A 23,698-nucleotide genomic window follows, 5' to 3' on the forward strand; every position below is an offset into this window, starting at 1 on the left:
CATGGACCGCACGTTGCGCATCCGCATGCTCTTGGAGGCCGGAGACCGTGCGTCCCGGCCGCTGCGCGATCTTGCGGCGGGATCGAGCCGCGCGGCGGAATCGCTGCGGACCGCCCGTGAAGAGCTGAAGAACATCAGGCGGGCGCAGGCCGATGTCGCGGGCTTTCGCGACCTGCGCCGGGGGATCACCCAGACCAGCACCGAATTGGGCGCGGCCCGTCGCAATCTTGCGACTGCCCGTGCCGCCATCGCTAGCACCGCCAATCCGACCCGCGCCATGACCCGCGATCTGGCCCAGGCGGAACGCCAGCTTGAGGCGGTTCGCCGGCGCGGGACTGAGGAGGCGCAACAACTGCGCGAACTGCGCGCCCGCATGGAGACGGCCGGCATTAGCACCCGCGACCTGGCGCGTCATGAACGCGATCTGGAACGCCGTGCTGGGCAGGCGACCGACGCGCTGAGCGAACAGGAGCGACGCATGGCCCAGCTCGCCGACCGCCAGCGCCGTCTTGCCTCGGCGCGTGACGGCTTCGCGCGGGTGCAGGACCGGGCGGGCGGGATCGCGGCGGGCGGCGCATCCGCCATCGCGATCGGCGCGGCGACGGGCGCGCCACTGGTCATGGCCGCGCGCGGTGCCATGGATCTTGAAGAGGGGATGGCGGGCGTCGCCAAGGTGACCGGGCTTGCCGGCCCGCAGCTTCAGGGGATGACGAACGATATCATCAACCTGACCACGAAAATCCCGATGACCGCGACCGAGCTGTCGCAGATCGCGGCGGCAGCGGGCGCGGCCGGCGTCGGCATGGATGCGTTCGGCCGCCCACTGCGCACCCAGGCGAAAGACTTGGTCGCGTTCACGGACGACGCCGCCCAGATGGGTATCGCCTTCGACATGACCGCCGAGGATGCCGGCGCGACCATGGCGAAGTGGCGACAGGCGTTTAAGATGACCCAGCCTGAGGTTCGCGCGCTCGGCGACCGCGTCAACGCGCTGACCAACAAGTTCGGCGGCAACGCGTCCTCGGTCGCCGGCATCGTCACGCGCATCGGCCCGCTCGGCAAGGTGGCGGGTATCGCCGCGCCCCAGGTATCTGCGCTGGCGTCGTCGCTGAATTCGATCGGTGTCGAGGAAGAGGTCGCCGCAACCGGCATCAAGAACCTGCTGCTCAACATGACCAAGGGCAGCTCGGCGACGAAGAGCCAGTCCAAGGCCTTTTCCTCGCTCGGCCTCGACGCGGTCAAGCTCGCCAAGTCGATGCAGGTCGATGCCAGCGGGACGATTGTCGACCTGCTCGAACGGGTCGGCAAGCTCAGTCCGGACAAACAGGCCAGTATCCTCAGCGAGATGTTCGGCACCGAATCGGTCGGCGCGATTGCCCCGCTGCTGACCAATCTTGACGGTGTGAAGCAGCGCCTCGATCTGGTCGGCGACCGCTCGAAATATGCCGGCTCGATGGCAGGCGAATTTGCGTCGCGCATCAGCACCGCCAAGGGCATGACCGATATCGCGAAAAACGCCTTTGAGGCGGTCTCGCTATCGATCGGTCAGTCGATGCTGCCGATGATCAAAGAGGGCGCGTTGCGCTTCACGGCGATCGCGATGCGCATGGGCGCTTTCGCCACCCGTCACCCCCAATTGATCAAGTTCGCCGTCATCCTGACCGGGGCGCTGGCCGGGCTGTTCTTCGCCATCGGCGCGGGCAGCATCATCCTGGCCGCGATCATGGGGCCGATCGCGCTCATCAACGCCGGTCTGCTGGCGATGGGCGTCGCCGGCGGTGTGGCATCGATCGGGTTGTTTCCGATCTTCGCCACCATCGCGGCCATCGCCGGCGCGGTCGCGCTGGTCGTTGCCGCCTGGAACCATTGGGATACGATCAGCGCCGCCTGGTTCGGCTTTTGGGGGACGCTGCGCGCCGCCTTTGTCAGCGCCGGGACCTTCATCGCCGATTGGGGGCCACGCGTCGGGCGTTTCCTGATGAGCGGTCTGCTCAGCATGTTGAACCCCATGACACTGGTCAACCGGGTCAAGGCGCTGGGCCACGCGGCGATCGGCGCTTTCAAGAGCGTCCTCGGCATCCATTCACCCAGCCGCGTCTTCGCCGGCCTGGGCGGATACATGATGGAGGGCCTCGCCGGCGGTATCACGGATGGCGAAGGCCAGCCGCTGCGCCGCGTCGACTCGGTGGCCAAGCGCCTGACCTCGGCGATGGCGCTGGGCACGATCGCGCCCGGCCTCGCCATGGCCGCGCCCGGCGCGCCTGGCGCGGGCGGGGCAGAGGGCACGTCCGCCATGGCTGCGCGTGCCCCCCGTATCACCATCGTCGTGCAGGGCGCGCCCGGACAGAGCGAACAGCGGCTGGCCGAACTGGTCGCGATCGAGGTCGCCAAGGTCACCGGGCAATCGGTGGCGGGGAATGTCTCCAGCTTTGCCGACATCCCCGATTGGGAGAATGGCTGATGCTGCTCGGTCTCGGCATGTTCATCTTCGGTATCGACACGCTGACCTTTGACGAACTGGCGCGGCGTGCGAGCTGGCGGCACGCCACGTCCCCGCGCGTCGGCGCGCGCGACGCGACCCAGTTCACCGGCCCGGCCGAGGAAACCATATCGATCCCCGGCAGCGTCTTTACCGAGATCGCCGACGGCGACGTGTCGCTCGACGAACTGCGCCGTATGGCGGACACGGGCGATGCCTGGTCGCTGGTCGACGGCCTCGGCTATGTCTACGGCGCATATGTCATCACCACGATCGATGACCGCCGGAAGCTCTTCTTTCCCAACGGCAAGCCGCGCCGCATCGACTTCACCATCGAGCTGCTGCGCGTCGATCAGGAGGAGCGGGCATGATCGCCAACATCCCGCTGGCGCAGGTGATCGTCGACGGCCGCGACATTACCCCGATGCTCTATGGCAAGGTCGCGCAATCGAATGGCCGCCCGCCACGCAATCGCTTGGTCTCCCTATCCATCAGCGAGAAACGCGGCGAGGAGGCCGACCAGCTCGACCTGATTATCGACGACAGCGATGGCGCGGTAGCCCTACCGCCCACCGGTGCCAAGATCGCGGTCTCGATCGGATGGAAACAGGGGAGCGAGGTGCAACCCGGGCTGGTCGACAAGGGCGTGTTCGTCGTCGACGAAATCGGCCATGGCGGCCCGCCCGACCTCATCACCATCAAGGCGCGGGCGGCCGACTTCATCGGCGAGCTGAAGACCCGGCGCGAACAGGGCTGGCACGCCACGACGCTGGGCGGAATCGTAGCCGAGATTGCCCAGCGCAACGGCCTCAAGCCCAACGTCGCCGCGCGCCTGGCAAATATCGCGGTTCATGCCAAGGCGCAGAGCCGGGAAAGCGATATCGCATTCTTCCGCCGCCTCGGCCGAGAGAATAACGCCGTCGCCACCATCAAGAAGGGCGTCATGATCCTGAAGCCGATCGGCGACGGCAAGACCGCGAGCGGCAAGACGCTGCCCACCGTCACCATCCGCCGGCGCGACGGTGATCAGCATCAGTTCCAGCGCCAGAAGCGGGAGGAGGTGACCGGCGTCACGGCCAGTTGGCGCGATCGTGCCGGAGCGAAGCACGACAGCGTGACCCACGGCGACAAGAAAGGCGCGCGCAAGCTGTCGCGCGTCTACGGGTCGGAGGCAGAGGCGCGCACCGCCGCCCAGGCCGCGCACGCCCGCGCCGGCCGTCAGCCGCTATCGCTGACCATGACGCTGGCACTCGGCCGAGCCGATCTGCACCCCGAGCAGAAAGCGACGGTATCAGGTTACAAGGCGACGATCGACGCGGTCCCATGGCTGATCGGCGAGGTGACCCACACCATCGGCGATCGGGGGTTTCAGACCCAGTTGAAACTAGACACGTGCGACAAATAATATGTCGCTCAATAGAATATGTGGGGCAGTATTCAGTCGGGCCCTAGTTTGATGGGTTGCGCAACGACCTCCTCACCATTTGGATGCGAGATCACTAAGCCGAAAAAGAAATTTCTGAAATCTTTGGGGTTGCCGGTCACCAGAGTGGCACCCATTTCCAGAGCGTCCGCCCCGATAAAGAAATCAGGCAGTACGTTAGTTCTAGTCCCCCCATTATCTTGATACTTTTTATATCTCTGTCCGGCTTGATGAAGGGCAATATCTGAGGGCGAGGACCGCTGGAATCCAAACCTTTGAACGATCTGATCGACATCTGATTTATTTGGAAGCCCAGCGGAAATCTCTGCGTAGACGATATCGCTGATGATAACCGGTCCGTTCTCCATTCTGGTGGTGAACTGATCAAAAGACCATTGATGGTTGGCGTGATCAGGATCGGACAAAGCAATCACTGCGCTGGTATCGAAGAACGTTGTCAATTGCCCCTCGTGAGTTTGTGTAGCTCTTCCGGTGAAAGAGTTGATTTTATGTTGTCGTGCACCAAGCTATCTACCGCTCGGCGGGTTTGAGTGGCTATGAAATCTTTTGTATTAAATGTTTCTAGATCATCTTCATAAACAATCCGAAAGCCCGCCTTTTCCGCCAGACTAGAGCATTCTCGAGGAATTGTCTTAAGGATTCGTGGATTAGTAGGGTGGACCGCGCCTTGCGGTGCATTGTTGTTAGGCTGCTGCCAGTAATAGTCCGGCAGTTCTATGGACACTCGATCCTGCACCTGTGACGGATCAAACCTGCCGGCCTTTCCGCAGATGGTGTAAAGGCTCAGTAAGTGGGCCATTGCAAAAGTTTTCTCGGCTGATTTTGGGCCGCTTAGTTCGCTAAAGTTCGACCGTAGAAGTAGGCTTGGGAGGGAATCGGAACTGGTTTCCAACCCATACGCCATGCGGTCGCCAACAATTCGATCAAGCGCAAGAAACAGAGCGTCTACCCACCAGCGTTCAATGCGAGGTGCTTCGAGGGCTGACAGGCCTCCAACCCGATATAGGTAGGCAAGATTAGTTGCGACTTTGCGATATGAAGTCTTTGCCTTAAATTGGGGTTTGGATCGCAGAAAGCTTTCGATATCATCTGCATTGACAAGTTTCGTGTTCCAGCGAAATACGTCAGCTACACGCTCGATTATATAATTCTTAGCCCACAAAGTTGGGTAGCGCTGGCCTGGCTTAATAGTGCGCCAGTGTCCGGCATATCCAAAATTGAAGGCAAAAAGCGCAAGATGATCAAACCGTGGTGAGTGCCGTGCTGTCAAAGCCTGAAAGACGAGTTCGTCTACGGCTATGTAATCTTTGTTATCTCTCGTATAATTAAACAAAAAGTAGTTGAGGGGGATGAAGTCTGGCCGATCGAGGTGCGCAACACGTGCCCGAAAGTCTTTTCTTTTGACGGGCTTCAGTTCCTCTTGAAAGCCAACCCGTATAGCCTGATACAGGTGCCAAAGGCCAATGCCGGAACCCCAGGAATAATTTTTAGTAAAGCTGCCCGGAAGCCAAGATTGTTCAGCGGCCATTAGGTCGAGCACCCGTCACCGGGTGCCTCCCAAGGCTAACCGTCGCTGCGCGGCGGAATTGTGCGCATACGTATCCCAAGTGGGCTCGTAGCCTTCGTCCGCTTGATTGCCCCATGTTGTCCAATTCGGCCTTACTCCTCGGGCAAACATTTCCAGAAAAGGTCCGGGGCTGCAACTCTCAATAAGATCATATTGCTCGTCAGGCTTGCGGGAGTGTTCGCGCTTGCGGGTGCCCAGGTAGTTCACTTGGCTCCTGCCAGGTGCGAGTGTGCGCGCGCCTTTGCCTCGAACACCAAAGAGCAGCATTTCCGTGACGTTGCGGAAATAGAAGCCAACGCCTCGACCGTCGCTGCCGCCGTCTTTCCGCAGCTTGTGCCAAATTATGTTGGATTTGTATTGGAAGCCCCATGCCTTCAGTACTTCAAGGCCATCCGGTAGTAATGCGTTAGGCACCCAGAGGTACAAATGCGCCGTGTTTGCAAGATGTTCGCTAACGGGCAATGCGCAAATGTCCGCTAAGTCCATGGTGTCGTACCGCGAGAGACGCCGGTGCTCAGGCGCGACTTTCCCAGTCCGATTTGTAAACCGCCATGGCGGGTCAGCCAGTACTGTAGCAAATCGCTTGCCCGCGAGTTGCTTTTGAAAGTCCAATATGGGGGAGCCGTCTGTCATTGGGGGGCCTCGGCACTATCGAGCTTGTGGATCACGGTGCGTTCGTAATGTGACCAAATTTCAACAAAAAGTTCGTTTGGTTCCATCCCGCGCAAGGCCGCATGAGATTTAAATTGGCGCTTCAGATTGGCCGGGATACGGACCTGTAAGGGCTCTTTTTCAGGCGCTCTGTCTCCGCGAGCGCGGCGCGCTACGATACCTGGCAATCTGCTTTGCATAAAGCATGTTTGCATGACTGCATGCACGCAGTCAATAATGGCAGCGTTGGTCCCGTCGCTGCGTGTCGGCGATCAACCAGCGTAGTCGTGCAGCCAATCTAAAACCCTAACGCCTCATCCCACGGCATGACGCGATGAACTGCTTTCACCTGCTCATTTGGGACTTCGAAACGAAAATCAGGATTGAACTGGCGTAGCACCACCATGCCCGGCTTGCGCCTGACCAATTGCTTGATGAGGACGTGGCAAACTTCTTCACCATCGAATGTCGGGCTGCGCAGCTGCACGACCACGTCGTCGCCGACACCTGGGGAGCGCCGCGGATCCACAAGCACGCGCCGTCCAGAGTCGTAACGCGGCTCCATGGAATGGCCGGACACCTCGACGACATAGAGGTCGGGCCGACCCGTCACGCCGATCGGGCGGGCCATATAGTCGATCGGCGAGGACATATGAACCTCGGTCTGTTCGACTTTCACCACTACGCCCCCGTCCCCCCCAAACTCCATATCTGCGCCTAAGGCGCTGCCGTAAATAGGAAGTGTCTTTGGCAGTCGCCGCAGCGCTTCTGGGCGGATGGGTTGTCCATCTGCGAACGATCGTTCGATAGCTTCCTCACGTCCGAGGAGCCAATCGGAGGTGGTGCCCAATACTTCGGCGATTGCGTCCAGTCGGTCGAGTCCCGGCATGTGCCCAGCGAGAATCGCGCGAATTGCGTCGGGCTTGTTCAGTGCGGCGAGCGATGCCTCGCGGGCCGACATGCCCAGTTCGCTCAACTTAGCCGTCAAGCGTTCTTTCAAAACATCAGGGACGTTTTTCCTCATGCTGCACCCATGACGCATGACCTGCGGAAAGGCATGCTGAAAATTTACGTTGACCGGTGCTTCATGCGTGACGTAAATATGCGTCATGAGCGACGCATATCAGAACGCAATGAGAACGGTTGCTGAAGCCTACGAGGCTGAGGTGGCATCGTTTGGAGGACGTTCGCTATCCCGCGTGTCCACCATCGTTGCCAGTAATGGCACGTTCTTTGAGCGGCTTCGCCAAGGCAAGCCGTTCTATGTGCACAACCTGGACCGATTTGCGGCGTGGTTTCGACAGCCCTCGAACTGGCCTATGGGGTCGATACCGCAAACCGCCCGTGATGCGCTGATCAGCATTGGCCGTCCCGTATGTGACGCAAATGTTCCTCATCCCGAAACCACCTCACACGTACTCCCTCCGGCCGAGGTGGTAGAGGGCGGCGCGCCGGTTGTCCCCGGCGATCGGCGCGCCATTTCGCAGTGTATTAAGTCATGAGCACACCGGTCACCCAGACGCCGGATGCTACGTGCGAGGCAATCCGCCAGTTTATCACGAAGCAGCTTGATGAGCTGTGGCGCGATCGTGTGATCCTTCCGCCCGAACAGTGGAACGTCGTCCTCGCCGCCCTCTCCAACGCCAAGGACGATCGAGCATGAGCTACGACAACACCAATCCGCGTCATGTCGCCCTGCGCCTGTCGCAGGGTCAGGAAACGGTCCTACTGGGGCTGGACGACAAGCCCTCCATCCTCGGCTGCGCCGAGGCGACCGCCGCCCGCATGACCAAGGCGACGAAGCGCCGCCCGGCGCTGGTCACCCGCGTCACGCATGACGGACAGCCCGCCTTCGTGCTGAACGCCATGGGCGCATCGGTGCAGGTCCAGCTTCGCGCGATGGCGGCCCAACTGTGACCACCGACCAGTTCATGCACGGGCTCGGCATCGCCTGCCAGATCACCGTCTTCGGCCTGGCCGGAGCCGGCGCGGTCGCCACCATCGCCCACATGCTGAGCGAACATTGGGCCAAGATCACCGCCGCCTATCGCGGCGCATGGTTCGCCGGCGCCATCCGCCACCCGGTGCCCGCCCCCAGCAACGATGTCCTACCCGAAAGCACGAACGCCCGGAGGGCTGCATGACCCAGCCGAACACCGCCGAGGCGAAAGCCCAGGTTCTGTTGCTTGAGGTCGAGCAGGAACACGCGATCCACATGCCCAAGAATTTTCGCACCATCGCCATCAAGGCGATCGTCGCCGCGATGGCGCAGGTGGTCCGCCCCATCGCCGAAACCAACGGCAACCAGCGGCCGGTACTGATGCTGAACGGTCGCCCCATTCCCGACGCCGCCCGCGAGGCTTTCGCCGATGTGATGGGGCGGTCACTCTTCAAGTTCGCAGACGCGGTCAAGGCCCTCGCCGACAACGGTATCACCATGGAGGGCCGCGCAGCCGAGAAGCTCGCCGATCGGCTGATGGTGCAATACCGCCGTCGCGGCCTGGTCGTCAGCGCCGGCACGCGCGGTTACTGGCAGGCGAGCGGTAACCCGCGCGCCGACACCCCCGCGATCCCGCAGGATGGCGAGCCCATTTCGCTGGAGGCAGAGTTGCTGCGCAAGGCGCTGATCGAGGCGGCGAGCGACTTCCATCTGATCGCGCTGCACGGCGACATGCAGTCGATGTTTCAGGACGCGAAGGCCGGGCGCGACCGGGTCCTCAACGCTTTGGTGACGGCGGCATGACCCAGCTCCGCGCACCCCGCACCTATCCCGAAGCCATCACCCGCATCGCCGGCGTGATCGGCTGGGACGAGGTCCGCCGCATCACCGGCCGGGCGGAACGCTCCGTTCGCTACTGGTCGCAAACCAATTGCAAGACCGTTCCCCCGATCGATCAGGCGCAGGCGCTCGACGCCGCGTACATCGCGGCCGGCGGGGCCGGGTCCCCGTTCTTCGACGCCTTCGAATTCCTTCTCGGTCAACAGATCGTGCGGCAGGAGGCTTGCACCCGCGAGCTGCTGGTCAAGATCGCCATCGCCACCAAGGAGTGCGGCGATGCGATGGCCGCCGCCATGGGGGTCGTATCGTCCAATGCCTCGCCGCTGAACGCCCACCGCGCGTTCGCCGAGGCCGAGGAGGCCGCACGCGCGATCGACGCGCTGATGCACCTCCTGTCCAGTTTCCTGCCGTCGAATGGAGCAGAGGCAGGAACCAACGGGGGTAACCAACAGTGACGAAGCGTTCCTACACACCCAGGGTTCCGGGCATCGCGTGCCCGCATTGCGGAGCCCGATCGATCGCACGCGGCAGCGTCGAGATCGATATCCTGACCCGCGAACTGCGGTTCATGTGCGACAATGTTGATTGCGGCCACACCTTCGTGGCCCAGCTCGCCATTTACCGCACCGTGCGGCCCAGCATGACGCCGAACCCCTCGGTCATCCTGCCCCTCGGCGAATGGCGCTCGCGTCCCGCCAATGATGACCAGCGCGTCCCCGTCAACGACAACGAAACCCCGGCGGCCGAAACCGCCCCGACCCCCGGCTAACCGACCAGCGGCCTGAGCGCCGCGATCCTGCCCACTGCCTGACCGTCCACCCGGCGCGACCCCGTCGCCGGGAACGGTCCCCCCTTGCCTGAAAGACCTGTCCCCCGTGCAACCCGAACTCCTGAAAGAACTGCTCGGCCGCCTGAAAAAGGATTACGGCTTCGTGGAGCGGAAGCGTTATCTTCAGGAAGGCAAATGCCCGGCCTGCGGCAAGAAGGAACTCTTCACCTGGCTGGACAAGCCCTATGTCCTGAAATGCGGGCGTGAGAACCGCTGCGGCGAAACCTTTCAGGTCAAGCCGCTCTATCCCGAAATTTTCGACGACTGGTCGAAACGCTACGTCCGCACTGCCCAGGACCCGCATGCAGCGGCCGATGCGTATTTGCAGCACGCGCGCGGCTTCAACCTCATGGGCCTGCGCGGCTGCTACACCCAGGAAACCTATCACGACAGCAAGCTGGATATCAGCACCGCGACCGTCCGCTTTCCGCTGCCCGGCGCGCCCAACACCTATTGGGAACGGCTGATCGATCAGCCCGGGCGGTTCGGTAAGAAGAAGGCGCGCTTCGCCTATGGTTGCCAATATAGCGGCCTGTGGTGGGCGATGCCGGCGCACACCGCCGACATGCTGGCCGATGCGAATGAGGTGTGGATCGTCGAGGGCATCTTCGACGCGATCGCGCTCAATCAGGCCCCCGCGTTCAAGGATCGCGGTGCCATCGCGGTCAGCACCCTGTCGTGCAACAACTACCCCGAACAGGCGCTGGACGCGCTGCGCCTGGCGGCAGCGGGCAAGAACAAGTCCACCCCGAAAATCGTCTTCGCCTATGACGTGGGCGCGGCCGGCGTCCGCTACACTCGCGATTTCGTCAAGAAGGCGCGCGCGGCGAATTATTTCTGCGGCGCGGCCCAGGTCCGCCCGGATGGCGAGGGCGATAAGCACGACTGGAACGACCTGGCGCAGGCGGACCTGCTGACCGCCGAGCACCTGACCGACTATCTGTGGAACGGTGAGGTGACGATCGCCGGAAGCGCCACCGAGAAGGCGATGTTGATCTACAAGAAGGAGCGATACGCCTCCTTCCCGATCATCTTCGGCGGCAAGCAGTTGTGGGCCAGCTTCTCGGTCGAACGCATCAACCAAATCCAACAACAGTGGATGGAGAGCGATGACGAGGAACATGCGCTCTACAAGGACATGTCGCCCCAGGCGCGGTGGGACGCGGCGGCCGAGGAGGCCTGCGATATTGAGGAGGTCGCCAATTGCACCTTCCGCACCCTGTATTTCCAGCGTGACGCGGCGATCGAGGAGGGGTCCTATTATCTGCGCGTCGACTTTCCGAAGGGCCGTGCCAGCGTAAAGGCGACCTTTAGCGGCAGTGCCACCACCACCAACGGCGAATTCAAGAAGCGCCTCGCCTCGGTCGCGGCCGGTGGCCAGTGGACGGGCAGCGCGTTCCAGCTCGACCGGCTGATGCAGGTCCAGTGGACCAACCTGAAGCTGGTCGAGGCGATCCCGCACACCGGCTATTCCAAGGAGCACGGGGCCTGGGTCCTCGGCGACCGCGCCGTCTATCAGGGCCGCGTCTATGAGCCGAACGAGGAGGATTTCTTCGTCCTCGGCAAACAGAATGTGAAGCTGCGCACGACCGAGCGGATGCTGCGCATCACCTATGATCCCGACAAGCTGAACCTCGCCTGGTTGCCGCCGCTCTATACCGCCTACGGAGCCAAGGGGATCGTCGCGCTGACCTTCTGGGTCATGAGCTTTTTCGCCGACCACCTGCGCCGCGATCAGGAGAGCCTGGCCTTTCTGGAAATGACCGGCCTGCCCGGCACCGGCAAGAGCACCCTGTTGGAGTTCCTGTGGAAGCTGGCCGGCCGCTCCGGGTACGAGGGCTTCGACCCGACCAAGGCGACGAACGCCGGTATCGCCCGCACCCTGGGGCAGGTCGGCAACCTCCCCGTCGTGCTGATCGAGGGTGACCGCACCCAGGAGAGCCACGGCAAGAAGTTCGAATGGGACGAACTGAAGACCGCCTATAACGGTCGCGCCGTCCGTACCCGCGCTATCGCCAACGGCGGCATGGAGACGTTCGAGCCGCCCTTTCGCGGCGCGATCGTCATCGCCCAGAACGACCCGGTCGAGGCGTCGCCGGCGCTGCGCGAACGCATCATGGCGATGCACTTCGACAAGAGCCGCTTCAATCCGGCCGGTAAAGCCGCCGGCGAGCAGCTCGCCCGCGCCGATGTCGAGAATGTCTCGGGCTTCCTGATCCACGTCATCCGCCGCGAGGCCGATATCCTGAAGCGATATCACGAGAATTTCCGGGGCCATGAATCGCGCCTCGGCAAGCTGGAGGGGGTGCGCAACGGCCGCCTCATCAAGAACCATGCGCAGCTCGCCGCGATGCTCGACGCGATGCGCCTGGTCGTGACCAACTTGACCGACGCCCAGATGGAGGAGGCCCACCAGTTTATCGGCACGATGCTTCAGGAGCGTCAGCGCGCCGTCGAAAGCGATCACCCCCATGTCGAGCTGTTCTGGGAGCGGTTCGACCACATGCGCTCGATCGAGGCCGCCCAGACCGACAAGCCGATCGATCACAGCCGCACCCCCGATGTCATCGCCATCAGCCTGGTCCAGTTCGAACAGAAATGTGCCGACCTGCGCCTGTCGCTCCCCTGCTCGATGATCGAGCTGAAGCGCCTGCTGAAGACCAGCAAGACCCGCAAATTCCTGGCCACCAAGCCGGTGAACAGCCGCACCGAAAAGACGGTGATGTGCTGGGTCTTCAAGAACCCCGACCACCTTCCCACCCCCGCGCATTGAGGAACCCTGACCGATGAACGCGATCACCATGCGCATCGTGCGCACCGCCGGCGGGATGACACGGCACGTCCCGTGCCTCGCTCCGCCGCCAGCCCCCAAGGGCAAGAAAAAGCGCCACGTCCCCGATCCGATCAAGACCAACGGCGATACCGGGGCCGAGGAACTTCGCCTCCTGGTCGAGCGCGCCGAGCGGATCGAGCAGGAGATCAAGGGCATGCAGGACGATCTGAAGGACGTCTTTGCCGAGGGGACCGCGCGTGGCTTCGACAAGAAGGCGATCAAGCGCGTGATCGCCACGCGCAAGAAGCGTCGCGAGGAGCACCTCGAAGAAGAGGCGGTCTATGAAACCTATGCCCAGTCGCTGGGCATGATCTGATGGACCGTCCGTATCGCCCCCGCTGGCATGACGATTACGCGCTGCTCGCCGCCGTCGCCGCCAACCTCCACGCACAGCGCGCCACCCATTATCCGCGGTTGATCGTGGAAGGTCGTATCACCCGGCCGACCGCGCTCGACGGCCTGCGCGTCATGCGCACGATCGCCCGCACCTGGCGCGCCATCGCCCAGCTCCGCCCCGAACCGTTTGGCGTCCACACGCCCGATGAGGGCGGCGCATGGCCGTTCGAGCGCCGCCATCACCTGACCGTCGCCGCCCGTGCCGCCCGCACCCGCGCCGACGCGAACCCCGGCGAATTCGAGATCGTCGGCTTCGCCGACGCCGTCGACACCCTGTTGTGGTGGGAAACCGCCACCATGCCCGCGCGCCTCCTCGCCGACATCACCATCGGCCTGCGCAACGGCTCCTACCTCCACCCCCGCCCGGCGTCCGCCGGCACCCCGCAACTGAAGGAAGCCGCATGACCACCAAGCGCACCAACAAAGAACGCATCCTTACCGCCCTGGCGGTCGCGCTGGCACTCCTCGCGATCCCCTTCGTGCTGATCGGCATGGCCGGTGCCGCCAAGGAGCGTCGCCGGTGACTGCCCGAATCCTTGTAGCATGCGAGTTTTCCGGCACCGTTCGAGAAGCGTTCAACCGGCGGGGATACGATGCTTGGTCGTGCGATCTCTTGCCTGACGAACGGGGTTCAAACCGACATATTCGCGCCGATGTGCGCGAAGTCCTGTTGGACGGCTGGGATATGCTGATCGTCGCCCATCCGCCGTGCACCCGGTTATGCAACAGCGGGGTGCGCTGGCTGACCAAGCCTCCAACCGGCCGGACGTTGGACGAAATGTGGCAGGACCTCGACGACGGCGCGGCGTTGTTCTCGACGCTCTGGAACGCGCCGATCGCGCGTATCGCCGTCGAAAACCCGATCATGCATCGGCACGCAAAAGTGCGGATTGATCACTATGAGGAACCAGCCCAGTCGGTTCAACCGTGGCAATTCGGCGAATGGGAGAGCAAGCGCACATGCCTGTGGTTGCGCGGCCTTCCTAAGCTGCTGCCGACCTATCGCAACTATGCAGAGGCTGGCATTGCACTTGGAATTGCGGAGGGTGAAAAGCCAGCGGCGCGCGTTCACCGGCATTCGGGCTGGGGCAACCACGGGATCATCAGGGCGCGGGAACGTAGTCGGTTCTTTCCTGGCATAGCTGCGGCCATGGCCGATCAGTGGGGACCGCTTCTCACGATGCCCTCGGATAGAATGGCAGCATGACCGAACTGCTCACTCCTGAGCAGGCGGCGCACCGATTATCCGTCTGCACGAAGACCTTGCGCCGACTCAGGCAAGACGGTCACATTCGCTACGTCGCCATCACCGACCGCAAAATCCGATACCGCCCGGAGGACTGCGACGACTATGTTGCCAGCCGCGCCCGGAAAGCCCCTGAATGTCCGTCTACAAAAAGAGTAAATCGCCGTACTTCCACTACGACTTCGTCTTCAAAGGTCGTCGATTTCACGGCTCGACGGGCACAAAGACCAAGCGGGCGGCGCTAAGGTTTGAGGAACGTGAGCGGGCAAAGGCGAACCACGGCGGACAGATGCGCCCCCCGATCACGCTCGATGAAGCCTGCGGCCTGTACGAGGACAAGGCGGGCGATCTGCCATCGTGGCCCGACGCCGAACGGACGATCAAGATCCTGATCGCCGCGATCGGCGAGGGCAATCTGCTGTCTGAGATAACGCAGCGCGATCTGCTGTCCCTGGTCGCCAAGCGCCGCCCCAATCTGGAAAACTCCTCGGTCAACCGAGAGGTAGAGGTATGGCGCGCCATCTGGCGCTGGGCGGATAAGAACCGCTATGACGTCGGCGAGATGCCCGATTGGGGGGCACTCATGCTGAAGGTGGTGACCAAGGCCCCGCGCGAGTTGAGCGCGACCGAGGAAACCTCCCTGTTCGAAGAAATCCGCGACGACTTATATTCGTTCTGCGAATTTGCCTTGAAGACCGGCTGGCGCAAGAGCGAGGTCATGGGCCTGCGCTGGTCGGACGTCGACCTCGGCGCCCGCACAGCCGGCACCAAGATAAAGGGCGGTGACATCGTCCGTCGGCCGCTGACCCAGGACATGCTGGTCATTCTCGCCAACCAGCCCAAGGTCGGGCCGTTCGTCTTCACCTATAAGGCGGTGCGCACAAAACCAGAATTCGTCGACAAGCTCGGTCGCAAACAGCCGGGCCGGAAAAAGGGCGATCGATACCCGATGACCGCGACCGTGATCCGCAAGCCCTGGGCGGCCGCGCTGGCGGCGGCCGGCGTCGAGAACTTCCGCTTCCATGATTTGCGGCACACACGCGGCACCCGCATCCTGCGCGCGACCGGCAACCTGAAGGCTGCCCAGCGCGCCCTGGCGCACAAGTCGATCAAGACGACCCTGCGCTACGCCCACGCCACCGATGATGACGTGCGGCAGGCACTCGACGCCAGCGAAAGCAGTGTCCGTTCACCCCAGGGGAAGCGACGAACCTCTACGTGATGACGGGCACCCCGCCGATAAAAGGATGCATTCCGTTGGGCCTCATCTGCATCATGCCGTCGATACGACCCCGCTTCTCTTCGGATTGTTCGGCGGCTTTCAACCACTCCTCTGCACCACTGAGGATCGCAGGTGCCAGCTTATCCAACATGACGGTGTGAGCTGGTTTGGTGGTGGGGCCGATGATCGAGATATTGTGAATGCCCGTATTCTGCGGGTTGGGCGGCATAACGAGAAGCCGATCGGTATCGAAACCGCTGGTCCGCCAGTTCATCGCGCTTTCGTGGATCAGTGCGTTTCGCACCATCCAAGCCAACTGCCCGTCCATGCCTGCTTCCAGGGGCGTCACATATTCATCGAACCACCTCGTATAGCGGTCGACGTTCTTGTCTTTCGGATACTCGATCGCGCCAGCGATATCCGGGACCGCAAACAGGCTGATCATCGCCGGCATGTACAGCCTGATCTTTAAAGCTGCTCGTATCTCGCTGATCAAAATGCGCACAAATGGACCTCCCACGGCCTATTCGACCGGATAGTCCCGAACTATTCCCGAACCGCAACCGTCAGTAAACCAAAAAACCTAGCATTTCTGCGGGTTTGAGCGCGTCTAGAAAACTCGGTGTAAACGAGACGCTCTACCAACTGAGCTAATCGCCCCCTCTCGGGAAGCCATGCCTAATGCCGATGCGCTTGGCGTCTGGCAAGCCGCTTTTATGCGGCCAACCCATCTGGTTCGTTTGTTGGATACAAACCCCACCGCGGATGGTACATAACAGGAACATCGAGAGGTGGATGCGACCGGGGGAGCGGTCGGGTTCGCGCTCGATGCTTCGGGGGAGTGGGAATGGCCGGAACGGGGGAGGGCGCGCGATGGACGCTGGCGCGGCGACGGCAATTCCTGGCGGCGCTGGCGGTCAGCGCCGATGCGGGGGCGGCGGCACGGGCGGTGGGAGAGACGCTGCGTACCGCCCGCACCTTGCGGGCACGCGACCGAGGCTTTGGCGAGGCCTGGGACGCGGCGATCGGCGCGGCACATGTGCTGGTCGAGGAAGGGCTGTTGCGCCGGATGCTCGCCCTGTTGGCCGGGGAGCAGGAGGGGGGAGAGGTCGGTGCGGGGGCCACCGGCCTCTCCATCACCCCGCCGCTCTCGGCCACCGAAGTCCAATTCTATCTGAAGCTGCTCGCCCGCCGCGATGCGCTGGCCAAGACCGGTGATGGCGTGAGCGAGGCGGCGCGGGCCGATGCGGCCGAGACCGATGCGGCGCTGGAACGCGCGCTCGATGGCTTGGCGCGGCGGCGGTTGAAGGGGATGGCGTGATGGCGGGACAGGATGCGGCAACGCGGCTCGCCACGCTGGCGATGCTGGAACCGGGCGCGCGCGAACAGGCGCTGGCCGCGCTGACGGCGGCGCAAAAGCGCGAGCTGGTCGAGCGATGGGAATTATGGGCGCATGACGGACAGATCGCGCCGCCGGGCGACTGGCGGGTCTGGCTGATCCGGGCAGGGCGTGGCTTCGGCAAGACGCGCGCGGGGGCGGAATGGGTGAGTGCGCTCGCCCGCGACAATCCGGCGGCGCGGATCGCGCTGATGGGCGCGACCTGGCGCGATGTCGAGCGGGTGATGGTGCGCGGCGAAAGCGGGCTGCTGGCGGTGGCGCGCAAAGGCGAGACGCCGAAATGGATCGGCAGCTTGGGGCAGCTGCATTTCGCGTCCGGCGCGATCGGTTTCGCCTATTCGGCCGCCGCGCCCGAGGCTTTGCGCGGGCCGCAGCATCACGCCGCCTGGTGTGACGAGCTGGGCAAATGGAAGGGGGAGGCCGGGTGGGACAATCTGATGATGACGCTCCGGCTGGGCGAACGGCCGCGCGTGCTGGTCACGACCACGCCGCGCGCCACGCCCTTGATGCGCAAGGTCATGGCGCTGCCCGATTGCGTCGAGACGATCGGGCGGACCAGCGACAATGCGCATCTGCCCGACAGTTTTCAGGACGCGATGCTGGCGCAATATGGCGACACGCGGCTGGGGCGGCAGGAACTGGACGGCGAGATGGTCGACGACCGCGAGGGGGCCTTGTGGACCCGCGCTTTGCTCGACCGGCAGCGGGCGAAGACGGTGCCTGCGCTCGACCGGGTGGTGGTCGGCGTCGACCCGCCCGCGACCAGCAGCGGCGATGCCTGCGGGATCGTCGCGGTCGGGCTGGGGCGCGACGGCCATGGCTATGTGCTGGAGGACGCCAGCGAGGCGGGATTGTCGCCGGAGGGCTGGGCGGCGCGGGTGGCGGGCTGTGCCCGGCGCAACCGCGCGGACCGGGTGGTGGCGGAGCGCAACCAGGGCGGGGATATGGTCGAAAGCGTGCTGCGGCTCGCCGACCCGAGCCTGCCGGTGCATCTGGTCTATGCCTCGATCGGCAAAGCGGCGCGGGCGGAGCCGGTGTCCTTTCTCTATGCGCAGGGGCGGGTGTGGCATTCTCGCGGGTTCCCGGCGCTGGAGGATGAACTCTGCGGGCTGGGGGTGGCGGGGGCCTATGACGGGCCGGGTCGCTCGCCGGATCGCGCCGATGCGCTGGTCTGGGCGCTGACCGAGCTGATGCTGTCCGGGCGGGGCCCGCCGGGCATACGGAATTTGTGAGCTGATCCTCCCCGCTCGCGGGGAGGGGGACCGCCGCGCAGCGGTGGTGGAGGGGGATCGCCGCTGGGCGAGTCCCGTGTGGAAGCCCCCCTCCGTCAGCGCTGCGCGCTGCCACCTCCCCGTGCCGGGGAGGAGCTAGAGGAGTTCGATCATGAGGATGTTCGGTCGCAAGGCCGGGCGGGGGGCGGCGCGTCCTTTGCTCGGGCTGGGGTTGGCGCGGTCTGGGGTGCCTTTGACGGGGGCGGCCCCTTCCTATGAGACGCAGGTGCGCGAGGGGTATCTGCGCAACCCGGTGGCGCAGCGGGCGGTGCGGATGGTCGCGGGTGGCCTCGCCGACGCGCCGTTGATCGCCTCGCACCCCGACCTGATCGCGTTGGTCGCCGCACGCAGCGAGGGGCAGGCGCTGCTGGAGACGGTGGCGACGCACATGCTGTTGCACGGCAACGCCTATGTGCAGGTGCTGCGCGATGCCGATGGCGTCGTGGCGGAGCTGTTCGCGCTACGCCCCGAGCGGGTGACGATGGAGCTGGACGCGAGCGGCTGGCCCGCCGCGTATCTCTACCGCGCGGGCGGTCGCGTGACGACTTTGCCGGTCGATCCGGTGAGGCCATCGGTGGTGCATTTGAAGAGCTGCCACCCGCTCGACGATCATTATGGGCTGGGCTGTCTCGGCGCGGCGGCGGGGGCGATCGCGATCCACAATGCGGCGGCCGCTTGGAACCGCGCGCTGCTCGACAATGCGGCGCGGCCTTCGGGGGCGCTGGTCTATGATCCGGGTGACGGCTCGACGCTGACCCCGGACCAGTTCGAGCGGCTGCGTGCCGAGATGGAGGGCTTTGCCGGGAGCGGCAATGCGGGGCGTCCGCTGCTGCTGGAGGGCGGGCTGAAATGGCAGGCGATGAGCCTGACGCCCGCCGAACTCGACTTCATCGCGGCGAAGGCGTCGGCGGCGCGCGAGATCGCGCTGGCCTTCGGGGTGCCGCCGATGCTGCTCGGCCTGCCGGGTGACAATACCTATGCCAATTACCGCGAGGCCAATCGCGCGCTGTGGCGGCAGACGATCCTGCCGCTGGCGGGGGGTATCCTCAGTGGCCTGGCGCAGGGACTCACGGGTTGGTTCGAGGGGGCGAGCCTGTCGGTCGACGTCAACCGCGTCACCGCGCTGGCCGAGGAACGCCAGATGCTGTGGGCCATGGCGGCGAGCGCCGACTTTCTCGATTCGGCGGAGAAGCGCGCCATGGTCGGCCTGGCATGAGCGGGCCCCAACTTGACACCAACGTTCTGGCGCGGCTGCTGGCGCAGGCGGCGGATAGCGGGGCGGATCTCGTGACGCTGCGCGCGGTCGCCGAGGAGGCAGGTGAGCTGGGTGCGACGCGGGCGCTGACCCGGCTGGGCCTGTCGGATGCCGATGCCGCCGAGGATGTCGCGGAACTGCGCGAGCTGTTGTCGGCGTGGCGCGAGGCCAAGTCGTCGGTGTGGAAGAGCGCGGTCGGCTGGCTGACGCGGCTGCTCGGTGCGTTGCTGCTGGCGGGAATCGCGATGCGGCTGGGGATGGAGGACTGGCTGAAATGAGCCTGACCTTCACCGGCTATGCCGCGATCTGGGACCGGATGGACCGGGCGGGCGACGTCATGCGGCGCGGGGCCTTTGCGGGGGCGGGCGATGTGCCGCTCCTCTGGCAGCATCGCGGTGGCCCGATGGGGCGGATCGCGACCTTGACCGAGGACGACAGGGGCCTGTCGGTCGAGGGGCGGGTCGACGACCCCGCACTCGCCGCGCTGGTTCGCACAGGCTCGGTCGCCGGGCTGTCGGTCGGGTATCGGCCGCGCGTCGTCCATCAGGGGGCGGCCCGCGCGATCCTGTCGGCCGAACTTCTGGAGATCAGCCTGGTGACGGTGCCGATGCAGCCGCTCGCCCGCGTAACTCATGTTTTGACCAAGGGGGACTGATATGGACGTGATCGAACGACCTGTGCTGGACGGCGCGCGGACGACGACGAACGGGGCTTTCGACGGCTATGTGCGCAGCGGCACCACCGTCGAGCTGAAGGCCTTTACCGGCACCACCGGCGACAGCGGCGGTTTCGCCGTGCCGCGCGAGATCGATGCGGCGATCGCCTCGGTCTTGAAGAGCGTTTCGCCGATCCGGGCGATCGCCAACGTCGTGACGGTGGGCTCGGCGGGCTATCGCAAGCTGGTGACCACCGGCGGCACGCCCTCGGGCTGGGCGAGCGAGACGGCGGCGCGGCCCGAAACGGCGACGCCCAGCTTCGTCGAACTCGCGCCGCCGATGGGCGAGCTCTACGCCAATCCCTCCGCCAGCCAGGCGATGCTCGACGATGCGGCATTCGACGTCGAGGGCTGGCTCGCCGGTGAGATCGCCACCGAGTTCGCGCGTGCCGAGGGGCAGGCGTTCGTCGCCGGCTCGGGCGTCAACCGGCCCAAGGGGTTTCTGACCAACCCGGTCTCGGCCGCCAGGGACGGGGTGCGCCCCTTCGGCACGCTGCAATATCTGGCGAGCGGCGCGGCGGGCGCGTTCGGGGCGAACGCCGACGAGCGGCTGGTCGATCTGGTCCAGTCGCTGCGTGCGCCCTATCGCCAGGGGGCGTGCTTCGTGATGAACGCCGCGACCTCGGCGCGCATCCGCAAGATGAAGTCGGCGGACGGCCAGTTTCTCTGGGCACCGGGTCTGGTCGCAGGACAGCCCGCCACGCTGCTCGGCTATCCGGTGGTCGAGGCGGAGGACATGCCCGACATCGCCGCCGACGCCCCCGCCATCGCCTTCGGCAATTTCCAGGCGGGCTATCTGATCACCGAGCGCGTCGAGACCGCGATCCTGCGCGATCCGTACAGCAACAAGCCGTTCGTGACCTTCTACGCCACGCGCCGCGTCGGCGGCTGCGTCAGCGATTCGGAGGCGATCAAGCTGATGAAGTTCGCGGCGAACTGAAGGTCCTGAAAAGTCGGGGCAGCCCTTCACAGGCTGCCCCGTAGTTCAGGGAGGATGCCGGACCCGGCCGGGGGGCGCGGGGTCGGCATGGCCGGTGCCCAGGGGGGGCGGGCAGCGGCTGATCCCGTCTCTGCGCCCCGAGTGTGACGCCCGTGTGTCGGACCTGTCGCAACCTGTATCGGTGAAGGAGAATTCATGATGAGCGGGACGAGGGAGCCCATGCCGCCCGCGACCGTCGCAGGCGCGGCCGGCGCGGTGCGCGCGCTGTTGCGGCTGGAGGAGGGGAATGAGGCCGCGCTGGTCGCGCAGGTGGCGGGCGTCGCGCTGGGACTGGCCGAGGCCTTTTGTGGGCAGATGCTGATCGAGCGGGGGGTCGAGGACTCGTTGCCCGGCTCGGTCGCGTGGCAACCGCTGTCGGCGATGCCGGTGCGCGCGATCCTGTCGGGTGGCGAAGGGGCGGTGGACCGTGACGGGTGTGGCTGGGTGCGTACCGGCGACGCGCTGACCGTGCGCTACCGCGCGGGACTGGCGGTGGATTGGGCGGGCCTGCCGCCAGAGATCGCGCATGGCGTGGCGATCATGGGCGCGCATCTGTTCGACAATCGCGATGCCGCCGCCGTGCCGCCCGCCGCCGTCGCCGCCTTGTGGCGGCCCTGGCGGCGGATGCGCCTCGATAGGGCCAAGCGGGCATGACCGCGCGCGAGGCCCTGCGGGCGGGGCTGATGGCCGGACTGCGCATGACCTTGCAGCCGCTGGGCGTAGCGGTGTTCGACGCAGTGCCGGTGCGCGCGAGCGTGCCGCAGGCGGTGCTGGGCGAACCGGGCGACAGCGACTGGGGGGCGGCGGGGATCGAGGGGCGCGAACTGCGCGTGACCGTGAGCGTGAGCGACGAGGGGGAACAGCCCCGGCGGCTGCGCGCCTGTATCCAGGCGGTCGAGGCGATCAGGCTGCCGGAGGTGCTGGCCGATGGCTGGCGGGTCGTTGGGCTGAGCGTGATCGCGACGCGCATGGCGAAGACGGGCGTGCGCTGGACCGCGAGCGTCGAATGGCGCGCCCGGCTGTGGCGCGTGGGACAATAGGGGGAAGCAAACATGGCAATCGAAAAGGGAAGCGCCTTTCTGCTCAAGATCGGCGACGGGGCCGAGCCGCCCGCCTTCGCGACGATGGCGGGGCTGCGCACCACGCAGCTGTCGATCAATGGCGAGACGGTGGTGGTGACCAACAAGGATTCGGGCGGCTGGCGCGAACTCTTGTCGGGCGCGGGTGTGCGGCATGTCAGCGTGGCCGGCGCGGGCGTCTTCACCGGATCGGCGGCCGAGGCGCGGATGCGCGGCCATGCGCTGGCGGGCACGATCGAGACCTATCGGCTGAGCTTCGAGAGCGGCGGATCGATGACCGGGCGGTTCCTGGTCACGCGGCTGGATTATAGCGGCGATTTCGGCGGCGAGCAGACCTATACGCTGGCGCTGGAAAGCTCCGGCGCGGTGGTGTCGGCATGAGCGCGAATCCGGTGCGCGGCGAGGCGGCCTTGCAGGTCGGCGGTGCCGAACTGGTCGTGCGGCCGAGCTTCCAGGCGCTGGTCGCGGCGGAGGGCGAACTGGGGCCGTTGTTCGAACTGGTCGAGCGGGCGGGCGAGGGCAAATTGTCGCTGGCCGAAGCGGCGGCGCTGATCTGGCACTGCCTGCGCGAGGTGCCCGAGGGGCTGAGCCGCGAGCAGCTGGGCGAGGCGCTGGTCGAATTGGGGCTGGCGGCGCTGGCGCCCGTGCTGCGCCAATTGCTGCGCCAGATACTGGGCGGCCAATGACCTTCGCCGAGGAAGCGGGGCGGCTGGCGGGGATGGCGGGGGCGATGCTGGGCTGGTCGCCCGACCGCTTCTGGCGTGCCACCCCCGCCGAGCTTCGGGGAATCGTGACGGCGATGACGGGTGGAGACGGCGGCAGCGAACCGCCTTCGTCCGCCACGCTCGCCCGGTTGCGGGAGATGTATCCGGATGGATGAGCAGGATGTCGCGCCGCGTATCGATATGCGCGGCTTCACCGCCGACATGGCGGCAATGCGCGCCGAATTGTCGCGCGGGCTGGGCGATGCCGCCGAACTGGGCGCGCGTTCGGTCGAGGGCGCGCTGCTGCGCGCGGCGCGGACCGGCAGGTTCGGTTTCGAGGAGCTGAAGGCGACCGCTTTGTCGGTGCTCGACCAGATCGCGCGGGCCGCGTTGCGGCAGGGCGTCGGGGCGGTCGGCGGCGGATCGGGGTTGGCCGGGTTGCTCGGCGGGCTGGTGTCGGGCCAGCCCGGCCGGGCGACCGGGGGACCGGTATCGCCCGATCGCCCCTATCTGGTCGGCGAGCGTGGGCCGGAGGTCTTCGTGCCGACCAGCAGCGGGCGGGTCGAGACGCTGCGCGCCGGGGGACCGCCGCGCGAGGTGCGGGTGGCGATCACGATCAATGCCGGGGCGGGCGAGGCGGGCGGCGTGCTGCAACGCTCCAGCCGTCAGGTCGCACGCGCGGTGCGTGCGGCGCTGGCCGAGGATTGAGGGCGCGGGGGCCTTGCCCCTCCACCACGTCCTGCGGACGCGGTCCCCCTCCCCATCAGAGATGGGGAGGATTTGAAGGACCCATTCCTCCCCAAGCTCGGCTTGGGGAGGGGGACCGCCGCGAAGCGGTGGTGGAGGGGCG

At 65.3% G+C, this 23,698-nt stretch carries 35 protein-coding genes; 29 read left to right on the plus strand and 6 right to left on the minus strand.

Annotated features, from left to right (window positions below; translation table 11 throughout):
* The first annotated feature begins 1 nt into the window (after position 1).
* Genes GGR48_RS01565 through GGR48_RS01575 form a run of 3 tightly spaced genes read left to right on the plus strand, consistent with a single transcriptional unit; the run spans position 2 to position 3,884 of the window.
* Complete coding sequence (locus GGR48_RS01565; RefSeq protein ID WP_183950144.1) at positions 2 to 2,461, plus strand: phage tail tape measure protein; 2,460 nt, start codon at positions 2 to 4, stop codon at positions 2,459 to 2,461.
* Positions 2,461 to 2,850: a phage tail protein gene (locus GGR48_RS01570; RefSeq protein WP_183950145.1), complete on the plus strand. Its 390-nt coding sequence runs from the start codon at positions 2,461 to 2,463 to the stop codon at positions 2,848 to 2,850. The genes GGR48_RS01565 and GGR48_RS01570 overlap by 1 nt, the downstream gene beginning before the upstream one ends.
* On the plus strand, positions 2,847 to 3,884 hold the full coding sequence (locus GGR48_RS01575; protein ID WP_183950147.1) for a contractile injection system protein, VgrG/Pvc8 family: 1,038 nt from the start codon (positions 2,847 to 2,849) through the stop codon (positions 3,882 to 3,884). Before GGR48_RS01570 ends, GGR48_RS01575 begins: the two co-directional genes overlap by 4 nt.
* A 32-nt stretch (positions 3,885 to 3,916) precedes the next feature.
* Here GGR48_RS01575 and GGR48_RS01580 read toward each other — a convergent pair whose 3' ends face one another.
* The 5 genes from GGR48_RS01580 to GGR48_RS01595 all read right to left on the minus strand — a co-directional run bounded on the left by GGR48_RS01580 (position 3,917) and on the right by GGR48_RS01595 (position 7,252).
* A complete protein-coding gene (locus GGR48_RS01580; protein WP_183950148.1) occupies positions 3,917 to 4,363 on the minus strand; it encodes a type II toxin-antitoxin system VapC family toxin in 447 nt (148 codons plus the stop codon).
* The gene (locus tag GGR48_RS01585) at positions 4,360 to 5,451 is read right to left on the minus strand and encodes a hypothetical protein (RefSeq protein ID WP_183950149.1); all 1,092 of its coding nucleotides are present in this window, start codon (positions 5,449 to 5,451) and stop codon (positions 4,360 to 4,362) included. The genes GGR48_RS01580 and GGR48_RS01585 overlap by 4 nt, the downstream gene beginning before the upstream one ends.
* 15 nt (positions 5,452 to 5,466) lie before the next feature.
* Positions 5,467 to 6,123, minus strand: a complete 657-nt coding sequence (locus GGR48_RS01590; RefSeq protein WP_183950150.1) for an MT-A70 family methyltransferase — start codon at positions 6,121 to 6,123, stop codon at positions 5,467 to 5,469.
* The gene (locus GGR48_RS17885; RefSeq protein ID WP_206362537.1) at positions 6,120 to 6,341 is read right to left on the minus strand and encodes a hypothetical protein; all 222 of its coding nucleotides are present in this window, start codon (positions 6,339 to 6,341) and stop codon (positions 6,120 to 6,122) included. The genes GGR48_RS01590 and GGR48_RS17885 overlap by 4 nt, the downstream gene beginning before the upstream one ends.
* 98 nt (positions 6,342 to 6,439) lie before the next feature.
* On the minus strand, positions 6,440 to 7,252 hold the full coding sequence (locus GGR48_RS01595; RefSeq protein ID WP_183950151.1) for a LexA family transcriptional regulator: 813 nt from the start codon (positions 7,250 to 7,252) through the stop codon (positions 6,440 to 6,442).
* On the opposite strand from GGR48_RS01595, the gene GGR48_RS01600 reads away from it, so the two are divergent.
* The 14 genes from GGR48_RS01600 (at position 7,251) to GGR48_RS01660 (ending at position 15,446) form a co-directional block, all read left to right on the plus strand.
* A complete protein-coding gene (locus GGR48_RS01600) occupies positions 7,251 to 7,643 on the plus strand; it encodes a hypothetical protein (protein WP_183950152.1) in 393 nt (130 codons plus the stop codon). The two genes, GGR48_RS01595 and GGR48_RS01600, sit on opposite strands and share 2 nt — an antisense overlap.
* Positions 7,640 to 7,804, plus strand: a complete 165-nt coding sequence (locus GGR48_RS01605; RefSeq protein WP_183950153.1) for a hypothetical protein — start codon at positions 7,640 to 7,642, stop codon at positions 7,802 to 7,804. Before GGR48_RS01600 ends, GGR48_RS01605 begins: the two co-directional genes overlap by 4 nt.
* On the plus strand, positions 7,801 to 8,058 hold the full coding sequence (locus GGR48_RS01610) for a hypothetical protein (RefSeq protein ID WP_183950154.1): 258 nt from the start codon (positions 7,801 to 7,803) through the stop codon (positions 8,056 to 8,058). Before GGR48_RS01605 ends, GGR48_RS01610 begins: the two co-directional genes overlap by 4 nt.
* Positions 8,055 to 8,285, plus strand: coding sequence for a hypothetical protein (locus GGR48_RS01615; protein ID WP_183950155.1), 231 nt, complete (start codon positions 8,055 to 8,057; stop codon positions 8,283 to 8,285). The genes GGR48_RS01610 and GGR48_RS01615 overlap by 4 nt, the downstream gene beginning before the upstream one ends.
* Positions 8,282 to 8,884 (plus strand): hypothetical protein, encoded by a 603-nt coding sequence (locus GGR48_RS01620; protein WP_183950156.1) that lies wholly within the window; start codon positions 8,282 to 8,284, stop codon positions 8,882 to 8,884. Before GGR48_RS01615 ends, GGR48_RS01620 begins: the two co-directional genes overlap by 4 nt.
* Positions 8,881 to 9,375 (plus strand): hypothetical protein, encoded by a 495-nt coding sequence (locus GGR48_RS01625; RefSeq protein WP_183950157.1) that lies wholly within the window; start codon positions 8,881 to 8,883, stop codon positions 9,373 to 9,375. The genes GGR48_RS01620 and GGR48_RS01625 overlap by 4 nt, the downstream gene beginning before the upstream one ends.
* Entirely contained in the window at positions 9,372 to 9,689 is a 318-nt protein-coding gene (locus GGR48_RS01630) for an ogr/Delta-like zinc finger family protein (protein ID WP_183950158.1), read from the plus strand. The genes GGR48_RS01625 and GGR48_RS01630 overlap by 4 nt, the downstream gene beginning before the upstream one ends.
* A gap of 106 nt (positions 9,690 to 9,795) precedes the next feature.
* On the plus strand, positions 9,796 to 12,522 hold the full coding sequence (locus GGR48_RS01635) for a toprim domain-containing protein (protein WP_183950159.1): 2,727 nt from the start codon (positions 9,796 to 9,798) through the stop codon (positions 12,520 to 12,522).
* A 13-nt stretch (positions 12,523 to 12,535) separates the two neighbouring features.
* Positions 12,536 to 12,898 (plus strand): DUF2312 domain-containing protein, encoded by a 363-nt coding sequence (locus GGR48_RS01640; RefSeq protein WP_240456149.1) that lies wholly within the window; start codon positions 12,536 to 12,538, stop codon positions 12,896 to 12,898.
* Positions 12,898 to 13,383: a hypothetical protein gene (locus tag GGR48_RS01645; RefSeq protein ID WP_183950160.1), complete on the plus strand. Its 486-nt coding sequence runs from the start codon at positions 12,898 to 12,900 to the stop codon at positions 13,381 to 13,383. The genes GGR48_RS01640 and GGR48_RS01645 overlap by 1 nt, the downstream gene beginning before the upstream one ends.
* Entirely contained in the window at positions 13,380 to 13,502 is a 123-nt protein-coding gene (locus GGR48_RS18270) for a hypothetical protein (RefSeq protein ID WP_276208026.1), read from the plus strand. Before GGR48_RS01645 ends, GGR48_RS18270 begins: the two co-directional genes overlap by 4 nt.
* Positions 13,499 to 14,185, plus strand: a complete 687-nt coding sequence (locus GGR48_RS01650; protein ID WP_183950161.1) for a hypothetical protein — start codon at positions 13,499 to 13,501, stop codon at positions 14,183 to 14,185. Before GGR48_RS18270 ends, GGR48_RS01650 begins: the two co-directional genes overlap by 4 nt.
* The gene (locus GGR48_RS18420) at positions 14,182 to 14,469 is read left to right on the plus strand and encodes a helix-turn-helix domain-containing protein (RefSeq protein ID WP_183950162.1); all 288 of its coding nucleotides are present in this window, start codon (positions 14,182 to 14,184) and stop codon (positions 14,467 to 14,469) included. Before GGR48_RS01650 ends, GGR48_RS18420 begins: the two co-directional genes overlap by 4 nt.
* Complete coding sequence (locus tag GGR48_RS01660) at positions 14,361 to 15,446, plus strand: tyrosine-type recombinase/integrase (protein ID WP_183950163.1); 1,086 nt, start codon at positions 14,361 to 14,363, stop codon at positions 15,444 to 15,446. Before GGR48_RS18420 ends, GGR48_RS01660 begins: the two co-directional genes overlap by 109 nt.
* On the opposite strand, the gene GGR48_RS01665 is transcribed toward GGR48_RS01660, so the two are convergent.
* Complete coding sequence (locus tag GGR48_RS01665) at positions 15,439 to 15,951, minus strand: hypothetical protein (RefSeq protein WP_206362538.1); 513 nt, start codon at positions 15,949 to 15,951, stop codon at positions 15,439 to 15,441. The two genes, GGR48_RS01660 and GGR48_RS01665, sit on opposite strands and share 8 nt — an antisense overlap.
* A 342-nt stretch (positions 15,952 to 16,293) precedes the next feature.
* Here GGR48_RS01665 and GGR48_RS01670 point away from each other — a divergent pair, with 342 nt between their 5' ends.
* From GGR48_RS01670 to GGR48_RS01725, 12 genes are all read left to right on the plus strand, one after another.
* Positions 16,294 to 16,767, plus strand: coding sequence for a hypothetical protein (locus tag GGR48_RS01670; RefSeq protein WP_183950165.1), 474 nt, complete (start codon positions 16,294 to 16,296; stop codon positions 16,765 to 16,767).
* Positions 16,767 to 18,077 carry a DNA-packaging protein gene (locus GGR48_RS01675; RefSeq protein WP_183950166.1) on the plus strand — a complete coding sequence of 437 codons (1,311 nt, stop codon included), beginning with the start codon at positions 16,767 to 16,769 and terminating at the stop codon, positions 18,075 to 18,077. Before GGR48_RS01670 ends, GGR48_RS01675 begins: the two co-directional genes overlap by 1 nt.
* Before the next feature lie 151 nt (positions 18,078 to 18,228).
* Positions 18,229 to 19,332, plus strand: a complete 1,104-nt coding sequence (locus tag GGR48_RS01680; RefSeq protein WP_183950167.1) for a phage portal protein — start codon at positions 18,229 to 18,231, stop codon at positions 19,330 to 19,332.
* Positions 19,329 to 19,649 carry a DUF6127 family protein gene (locus GGR48_RS01685; protein WP_183950168.1) on the plus strand — a complete coding sequence of 107 codons (321 nt, stop codon included), beginning with the start codon at positions 19,329 to 19,331 and terminating at the stop codon, positions 19,647 to 19,649. The genes GGR48_RS01680 and GGR48_RS01685 overlap by 4 nt, the downstream gene beginning before the upstream one ends.
* The gene (locus tag GGR48_RS01690) at positions 19,646 to 20,026 is read left to right on the plus strand and encodes an HK97 family phage prohead protease (RefSeq protein WP_183950169.1); all 381 of its coding nucleotides are present in this window, start codon (positions 19,646 to 19,648) and stop codon (positions 20,024 to 20,026) included. The genes GGR48_RS01685 and GGR48_RS01690 overlap by 4 nt, the downstream gene beginning before the upstream one ends.
* A 1-nt stretch (position 20,027) precedes the next feature.
* Positions 20,028 to 21,026: a phage major capsid protein gene (locus GGR48_RS01695; RefSeq protein ID WP_183950170.1), complete on the plus strand. Its 999-nt coding sequence runs from the start codon at positions 20,028 to 20,030 to the stop codon at positions 21,024 to 21,026.
* A gap of 198 nt (positions 21,027 to 21,224) precedes the next feature.
* A complete protein-coding gene (locus tag GGR48_RS01700) occupies positions 21,225 to 21,719 on the plus strand; it encodes a hypothetical protein (RefSeq protein WP_240456150.1) in 495 nt (164 codons plus the stop codon).
* Positions 21,716 to 22,105 carry a tail completion protein gp17 gene (gp17, locus tag GGR48_RS01705; protein WP_183950171.1) on the plus strand — a complete coding sequence of 130 codons (390 nt, stop codon included), beginning with the start codon at positions 21,716 to 21,718 and terminating at the stop codon, positions 22,103 to 22,105. Before GGR48_RS01700 ends, gp17 begins: the two co-directional genes overlap by 4 nt.
* A gap of 12 nt (positions 22,106 to 22,117) precedes the next feature.
* A complete protein-coding gene (locus GGR48_RS01710; protein WP_183950172.1) occupies positions 22,118 to 22,525 on the plus strand; it encodes a phage major tail protein, TP901-1 family in 408 nt (135 codons plus the stop codon).
* A complete protein-coding gene (locus GGR48_RS01715) occupies positions 22,522 to 22,830 on the plus strand; it encodes a gene transfer agent family protein (protein ID WP_183950173.1) in 309 nt (102 codons plus the stop codon). The genes GGR48_RS01710 and GGR48_RS01715 overlap by 4 nt, the downstream gene beginning before the upstream one ends.
* Positions 22,827 to 23,024, plus strand: coding sequence for a phage tail assembly chaperone (locus GGR48_RS01720; RefSeq protein WP_183950174.1), 198 nt, complete (start codon positions 22,827 to 22,829; stop codon positions 23,022 to 23,024). The genes GGR48_RS01715 and GGR48_RS01720 overlap by 4 nt, the downstream gene beginning before the upstream one ends.
* Positions 23,017 to 23,556, plus strand: a complete 540-nt coding sequence (locus tag GGR48_RS01725) for a tail tape measure protein (RefSeq protein ID WP_183950175.1) — start codon at positions 23,017 to 23,019, stop codon at positions 23,554 to 23,556. Before GGR48_RS01720 ends, GGR48_RS01725 begins: the two co-directional genes overlap by 8 nt.
* Positions 23,557 to 23,698: the final 142 nt, after the last annotated feature.

It is taken from the genome of Sphingomonas pseudosanguinis, from assembly GCF_014196255.1.
Lineage (GTDB): Bacteria > Pseudomonadota > Alphaproteobacteria > Sphingomonadales > Sphingomonadaceae > Sphingomonas > Sphingomonas pseudosanguinis.

Bases quoted from the DNA above. Each gene is read 5' to 3' on its own strand.
- GGR48_RS01565 (WP_183950144.1), top strand. From the start codon at position 2: ATGGACCGCACGTTGCGCATCCGCATGCTCTTGGAGGCCGGAGACCGT.
- GGR48_RS01570 (WP_183950145.1), top strand. From the start codon at position 2,461: ATGCTGCTCGGTCTCGGCATGTTCATCTTCGGTATCGACACGCTGACC.
- GGR48_RS01575 (WP_183950147.1), top strand. From the start codon at position 2,847: ATGATCGCCAACATCCCGCTGGCGCAGGTGATCGTCGACGGCCGCGAC.
- GGR48_RS01585 (WP_183950149.1), bottom strand. From the start codon at position 5,451: ATGGCCGCTGAACAATCTTGGCTTCCGGGCAGCTTTACTAAAAATTAT.
- GGR48_RS01590 (WP_183950150.1), bottom strand. From the start codon at position 6,123: ATGACAGACGGCTCCCCCATATTGGACTTTCAAAAGCAACTCGCGGGC.
- GGR48_RS17885 (WP_206362537.1), bottom strand. From the start codon at position 6,341: ATGCAAAGCAGATTGCCAGGTATCGTAGCGCGCCGCGCTCGCGGAGAC.
- GGR48_RS01600 (WP_183950152.1), top strand. From the start codon at position 7,251: ATGAGCGACGCATATCAGAACGCAATGAGAACGGTTGCTGAAGCCTAC.
- GGR48_RS01595 (WP_183950151.1), bottom strand. From the start codon at position 7,252: ATGACGCATATTTACGTCACGCATGAAGCACCGGTCAACGTAAATTTT.
- GGR48_RS01605 (WP_183950153.1), top strand. From the start codon at position 7,640: ATGAGCACACCGGTCACCCAGACGCCGGATGCTACGTGCGAGGCAATC.
- GGR48_RS01610 (WP_183950154.1), top strand. From the start codon at position 7,801: ATGAGCTACGACAACACCAATCCGCGTCATGTCGCCCTGCGCCTGTCG.
- GGR48_RS01620 (WP_183950156.1), top strand. From the start codon at position 8,282: ATGACCCAGCCGAACACCGCCGAGGCGAAAGCCCAGGTTCTGTTGCTT.
- GGR48_RS01625 (WP_183950157.1), top strand. From the start codon at position 8,881: ATGACCCAGCTCCGCGCACCCCGCACCTATCCCGAAGCCATCACCCGC.
- GGR48_RS01640 (WP_240456149.1), top strand. From the start codon at position 12,536: ATGAACGCGATCACCATGCGCATCGTGCGCACCGCCGGCGGGATGACA.
- GGR48_RS01645 (WP_183950160.1), top strand. From the start codon at position 12,898: ATGGACCGTCCGTATCGCCCCCGCTGGCATGACGATTACGCGCTGCTC.
- GGR48_RS18270 (WP_276208026.1), top strand. From the start codon at position 13,380: ATGACCACCAAGCGCACCAACAAAGAACGCATCCTTACCGCCCTGGCG.
- GGR48_RS18420 (WP_183950162.1), top strand. From the start codon at position 14,182: ATGACCGAACTGCTCACTCCTGAGCAGGCGGCGCACCGATTATCCGTC.
- GGR48_RS01660 (WP_183950163.1), top strand. From the start codon at position 14,361: ATGTCCGTCTACAAAAAGAGTAAATCGCCGTACTTCCACTACGACTTC.
- GGR48_RS01670 (WP_183950165.1), top strand. From the start codon at position 16,294: ATGGCCGGAACGGGGGAGGGCGCGCGATGGACGCTGGCGCGGCGACGG.
- GGR48_RS01675 (WP_183950166.1), top strand. From the start codon at position 16,767: ATGGCGGGACAGGATGCGGCAACGCGGCTCGCCACGCTGGCGATGCTG.
- GGR48_RS01680 (WP_183950167.1), top strand. From the start codon at position 18,229: ATGAGGATGTTCGGTCGCAAGGCCGGGCGGGGGGCGGCGCGTCCTTTG.
- GGR48_RS01685 (WP_183950168.1), top strand. From the start codon at position 19,329: ATGAGCGGGCCCCAACTTGACACCAACGTTCTGGCGCGGCTGCTGGCG.
- GGR48_RS01690 (WP_183950169.1), top strand. From the start codon at position 19,646: ATGAGCCTGACCTTCACCGGCTATGCCGCGATCTGGGACCGGATGGAC.
- GGR48_RS01695 (WP_183950170.1), top strand. From the start codon at position 20,028: ATGGACGTGATCGAACGACCTGTGCTGGACGGCGCGCGGACGACGACG.
- GGR48_RS01700 (WP_240456150.1), top strand. From the start codon at position 21,225: ATGAGCGGGACGAGGGAGCCCATGCCGCCCGCGACCGTCGCAGGCGCG.
- gp17 (WP_183950171.1), top strand. From the start codon at position 21,716: ATGACCGCGCGCGAGGCCCTGCGGGCGGGGCTGATGGCCGGACTGCGC.
- GGR48_RS01710 (WP_183950172.1), top strand. From the start codon at position 22,118: ATGGCAATCGAAAAGGGAAGCGCCTTTCTGCTCAAGATCGGCGACGGG.
- GGR48_RS01715 (WP_183950173.1), top strand. From the start codon at position 22,522: ATGAGCGCGAATCCGGTGCGCGGCGAGGCGGCCTTGCAGGTCGGCGGT.
- GGR48_RS01720 (WP_183950174.1), top strand. From the start codon at position 22,827: ATGACCTTCGCCGAGGAAGCGGGGCGGCTGGCGGGGATGGCGGGGGCG.
- GGR48_RS01725 (WP_183950175.1), top strand. From the start codon at position 23,017: ATGGATGAGCAGGATGTCGCGCCGCGTATCGATATGCGCGGCTTCACC.